Consider the following 4,840-nt stretch of genomic DNA (forward strand, 5'->3'; position numbering starts at 1 on the left):
AAGATCGTCTGGTAGTATGTCTCGAAGAAATGACCGCCGGGCAGCAGCGACATCTGCCCGTTCGCGATCAGCGCGTTGTCCTGGGTCGAGGCCACGAGCGCGATGTAGACGGGGAACGCGACGATCGCGATCCCGATCCAGAGGATGAAATGGGCGACGTAGCGCCTGATGCCCTCGTCCTCGACCATCAGTAGGTCACCTTGCGTTCGACGAAGCGGAACTGGATTCCCGTCAGCACGATGACCATGACCATCAGGATCACCGATTGCGCCGCCGAGCTGCCGAGATTGCCGCCGAGCAGGCCGTCGGAATAGACCTTGTAGACCAGCGTCTCCGTCGACTTGCCGGGGCCGCCGCGCGTCATGGTGTCGATGATGCCGAACGTGTCGAAGAAGGCGTAGACGATGTTGACGACCAGAAGAAAGAAGATGGTCGGCGACAGCAGCGGGAAGGTCACCGTCCAGAACCTGCGCATCGGGCGCGCGCCGTCGATCGCGGCGGCCTCGAGCACGCTGCGAGGGATGCTCTGCAGGCCGGCGAGGAAGAACAGGAAATTGTAGGAGATCTGCTTCCACGCGGCGGCGAGGATGATCAGCGCAGCGGCCTGGTCGCCGTCGAGCAACGGATTCCAGTCGACGCCGAGGGCGCGCACATAGCGCGAGAGCACGCCCAGCGAGGGATGCAGCATGAAGATCCAGAGCACGCCGACGACCGGCGGCGCGACCGCATAGGGCCAGATCAGCAGCGTGCGGTAGAGCATCGAGCCGCGCAGCGGCTTGTCCGCCATCACGGCGAGCAGCAGCGCAAACGACAGCGACGAAACGGCGATCGCGAACGAGAAGAAGAAGGTCCGCACGATCGCCTCGAAATAGGCGCGGTCCTTCAGAAGCTCGAGATAATTGTCGAACCAGACGAAGCTCGTCGACAGGCCGAAGGCGTCCTGCAGCAGGAAGGACTGGATCACCGCCTGCAACGCCGGCCAGTAGAAGAAAATCAGGACGATCCCGAGTTGCGGCGCAACCAGCGCGTAGGGCAACAGCTTGGATTGGAAGATGGCTTGCTTTTGCATGATGCCCCGGGGCGGCAGGCCGGGTGACCGGCCTGCCGCTGATCGCCCTACTTCACGGCGGTCTTTTCGAACTGCCGCAGCATCGTGTTGCCGCGCTCGACGGCCGCGTCCAGCGCCTGCTTGGCGGTCTTCTTGCCGGCCAGCGCCTGCTCGATTTCCTCCGACCAGACGTCGCGCAGCTGCACCATGTTGCCGAGGCGCAGGCCGCGCGAGTTCTCGGTCGGCTCCTTGTTGGTCAATTCGAGCAGCGGGGTCTCGAGATAGGGCTGGTCCTTGTAGAACCCTTCCGCCTTGGCCTTCGCGTAAGCTGCCTTGGTGATCGGGAGATAGCCGGACGACTTGTGAATATAGACCTGACGATCCGTATCAGAGAGGAAGGTCAGGAACTTCGCCACACCCTTGTATTCTTCAGCCGACTTGCCGCCCATGATCCAGAGCGAAGCGCCGCCGATGATCGAGTTCTGCGGCGCGCCCTTGACGTCGGGATAGTAGGGCATCGGCACCGCGGTGAAGTTGAACTTGGCCTGCGCCTTGACGTTGCCGAAGAAGGCCGACGAGGTCAGGTAGAGCGGGCATTCGCCCGAGGTGAAGCGGCCTTCGCCGGTGTTGGTGCGGCCGGCATAGTCGTAGGTCTTGTCCTTCTGGAGCTCGACGAGCTTCTCGAGGTGCTTGACCTGGACCGGGCCGTTGAACTCGAGCACGGTATCGAAGCCGTCGAGGCCGTTGGCCTTGGTCGAGAGCGGCACGTTATGCCAGGCGGAGAGCTGCTCGAGATTGACCCAGGTCACCCATGAGTTGGAGAAGCCGCAGGTGGGATGACCGTTGTCGTGCAGCTTCTTGGCGGCGTCGAACACTTCGGGCCAGGTCTTGGGGATCGCGACATTGGCCTTCTTCAGCTCGTCGAGGTTGACCCACATCACGGTCGACGACGAGTTGAATGGGAAGGACAGCATCTCGCCCTTCGAGGTCGAATAGTAGCCGGTGATCGCGGGCAGATAGGCCTTCGGATCGAACTTCTCCCCGGTCTCGGCCATCAGCTTGTAGACCGGCTTCACGGCGCCGGTCGCGGCCATCATGGTCGCGGTGCCGACTTCGAACACCTGCATGATATGTGGGGCGTTGCCGGCGCGGAACGCCGCGATACCCGCGTTCATCGTGTCGGCGTAATTGCCCTTGTAGGTGGGAACGACCTTGTAGTCGGTCTGCGACGCGTTGAAGTCGTTGGCGAGCTTGACGATGACGTCGTTGTTGGCGCCGGTCATCGCGTGCCACCACTGGATTTCGGTCACAGCCAGCGCCGGCGACGCGCCGAGACCAACCGTGAGTGCAACAGCCGCAGCCGTGCCAAAATGTCGAAGAGCCATCAAGAAAACCTCCCTTGCCCGTCACTGAAGAAGCGCTTGCGCTAGCAGCGCGATATGACGTTCACATGACTGTGTAAGCGGGAGAAACGAAAGCGGCAAGCGCTGGAAAAGGGAAGCCGGAAAATAGGCGAAGACGTGCGCGCGGCCGTTCGCGGTGCACATGCGTAGACGCGCCGCAGTGCGGCATTGGTTCATTCAGGCAGGGAGAGCGCCGTCAGCGCGGAATGACGTGAGGTAACGGATGCGGCGCCCTTGACCTCTCCCGCTTGCTTGCGGGAGAGGGAGCGCACCTGCGCCGCCGCTCGACTTGCTCTGATCGACTACCGCTTGCGCTCGGGGCCGCAGACCGTGCCCTTCTCGACCATCGCGTCGATCTCGGCCTTGGAGTAGCCGAACTCGCCGAGCACCTCGGCCGCGTGCTGGCTGAATTTCGGCGGCAGCCGGCGCAGGCTCGGCTTTGAGCGATCGAGCCGGATCGGCGAGGCGACGCCCTTGTACCAGTCTTTCTCGATAATATCGCCACGGTAGATCGTGTGCGGATTCTTCAACGCCTGGTCGATCTTCTGCACCGGGCCGGCGGGCAGGCCAGCGGCGAGCAGGCGGTTGCACAGCGGCTCGGCCTCGTGCTGGCTGAACACCGCGGCAAGCTCGGCACGCAGCGCCTCGCGATTGGCGATACGGTCCTTGTTGCGGGCAAAGCGCGGGTCGGTGCCGAGCTCGGGCTTGCCGATCTCCTTGGCGAGCTTGCGGAAGGTGCCGTCATTGCCGACACCGATGAAGATGTTGTCGGTCTTGGTCGGGAAGATCGCGTAAGGCACGAGGTTCGGGTGCTCGTTGCCGGTGAGCGAGGGCGGCTTGCCGTGCATGAAATAGTTCGCGGTGTGCGGATGCATGATGGCAAGGCCGGTCTCGTACAGCGTCGTCTCCAGGAACTGGCCCTTGCCGGAGCGTTGCCGCTCCGAAAGCGCCATCAGGATGCCGATTGCAGCATAAAGGCCGGTGGTGATGTCGACCAGCGGCACGCCGATCCGCATCGGCCCGCTCTCGGGCGAGCCGGTCGCCGCGATCATGCCGGTCATGGCCTGGATGATGGCGTCATAGCCGGGATTGCCGCCGCGCGGCCCGTCGGCGCCGAAGCCGCAGATCCGGCAATGCACGAGGCGCGGGAATTTTTCGCGCAAGCTCTCGTTGCCGATGCCCCATTTTTCCAGCGTGCCCGGCTTGAAATTCTCGATCAGGACGTCGGCCGTCTCCAGCATCTTGAGCAGCACGGCGCGGCCGCCCTCGGAGGCGAGGTCGAGGCCGATCGAGCGCTTGTTGCGGTTGATGCCGACGAAATAGGCCGCGTCCTCCTCGTGGAAGGGAGGGCCCCATTCGCGCACCTCGTCGCCCGCGGGCGGCTCGACCTTGATCACGTCGGCGCCATGGTCGGCGAGGATCTGGGTGCAGTAGGGACCGCCGAGGACCCGCGTGAGATCGATGACGCGCAATCCGCTCATGGCACCTGTGGCGGCTTCAGAACTCATGCCTTCGCTTCTCCTGTGTCGACGCTTGATCACAGGCCTAGCGAGGTTTGCCAGGGGCAGCAATGGCTCCCGGAGTAGGGCCGCATGCACCGGCGCGCGTCAATCCCGCGGCGTGGCAAAACAGCGAAGCGGCCGGCCCGAGGGGGATCCCGGGCCAGCCCATCCGCCGTTCCGGTCAGACGACCGTGAGGCGAACGTCGACATTGCCGCGCGTGGCATTGGAGTACGGGCACACCTGGTGGGCCTTCGCGACCAGCGCCTCGGCCTCAGCGCGGGCAAGGCCCGGCAGCGAGACGGCCAGATCGATGTCGAGACCGAAGCCGCCTTCCGAGCGCGGGCCGATGCCGACGGTGGAGGTGACGGAGGTGTCGGGGGGGACCTTCGGGCCGCCCTGCGAAGCCACGAACTTCATCGCGCCGATAAAGCAGGCGGCATAGCCGGCCGCAAACAGCTGTTCGGGATTGTTGCCGGCGCCGCCGGCACCGCCGAGCTCCTTCGGCGTAGTGAGCTTGACGTCGAGCGCGCCGTCGAGGGTCGCAGCGTGGCCGTCGCGGCCGCCGGTCGCCTTGGCGCTGGTCTTGTAGAGCACGTTCACGGACATTGTGGTCTCCTGCGTCCCGGGATGGGGTGCGGTCTTTATTGCAGGCAATTAGATTGTGCGCAATTGAAAATGTGACGTCTCACATTTAATTGTTTGCAATTGAATGTGCCGCCGACCGGCCCCACAATGCGGCTGAACCTCGTGAGATTCTCCAATGGCCCGGAAATCATCGGCAGCGGACGCGCCGCTGCGGCTCGACAACCAGATCTGCTTCGCGGTCTATTCCGCCGCGCATGCGTTCAACCGCGTCTACAAGCCGCTGCTCGACCGGCTCCGCCCG

Annotated in this window: 4 protein-coding genes and 2 pseudogenes; 1 reads left to right on the forward strand and 5 read right to left on the reverse strand. The window is 64.0% G+C overall.

Translation table 11 applies throughout. The features are described 5' to 3' along the window. From IC50_RS11455 to IC50_RS11475, 5 genes and pseudogenes are all read right to left on the reverse strand, one after another. Positions 1-188, reverse strand: a pseudogene (locus tag IC50_RS11455) (glycerol-3-phosphate transporter); the annotation flags it as partial. After that, positions 188-1,069: a sn-glycerol-3-phosphate ABC transporter permease UgpA gene (ugpA, locus tag IC50_RS11460; protein WP_035704168.1), complete on the reverse strand. Its 882-nt coding sequence runs from the start codon at positions 1,067-1,069 to the stop codon at positions 188-190. The gene ugpA and the pseudogene IC50_RS11455, both read right to left, overlap by 1 nt. Positions 1,070-1,116: 47 nt before the next feature. Next, positions 1,117-2,433 carry a sn-glycerol-3-phosphate ABC transporter substrate-binding protein UgpB gene (gene ugpB / locus IC50_RS11465; RefSeq protein ID WP_035704170.1) on the reverse strand — a complete coding sequence of 439 codons (1,317 nt, stop codon included), beginning with the start codon at positions 2,431-2,433 and terminating at the stop codon, positions 1,117-1,119. Between the two features lie 320 nt (positions 2,434-2,753). Beyond that, positions 2,754-3,959 (reverse strand): CaiB/BaiF CoA transferase family protein, encoded by a 1,206-nt coding sequence (locus IC50_RS11470; RefSeq protein WP_035704172.1) that lies wholly within the window; start codon positions 3,957-3,959, stop codon positions 2,754-2,756. Positions 3,960-4,134: 175 nt separating this feature from the next. Next, the gene (locus IC50_RS11475; RefSeq protein WP_035704174.1) at positions 4,135-4,560 is read right to left on the reverse strand and encodes an organic hydroperoxide resistance protein; all 426 of its coding nucleotides are present in this window, start codon (positions 4,558-4,560) and stop codon (positions 4,135-4,137) included. Between the two features lie 154 nt (positions 4,561-4,714). Between IC50_RS11475 and IC50_RS43045 the strand changes: the two are divergent. Then, positions 4,715-4,840, forward strand: a pseudogene (locus tag IC50_RS43045) (MarR family winged helix-turn-helix transcriptional regulator); the annotation flags it as partial.

The organism is Bradyrhizobium genomosp. I (2014), from assembly GCF_000261685.1.
GTDB lineage: Bacteria > Pseudomonadota > Alphaproteobacteria > Rhizobiales > Xanthobacteraceae > Bradyrhizobium.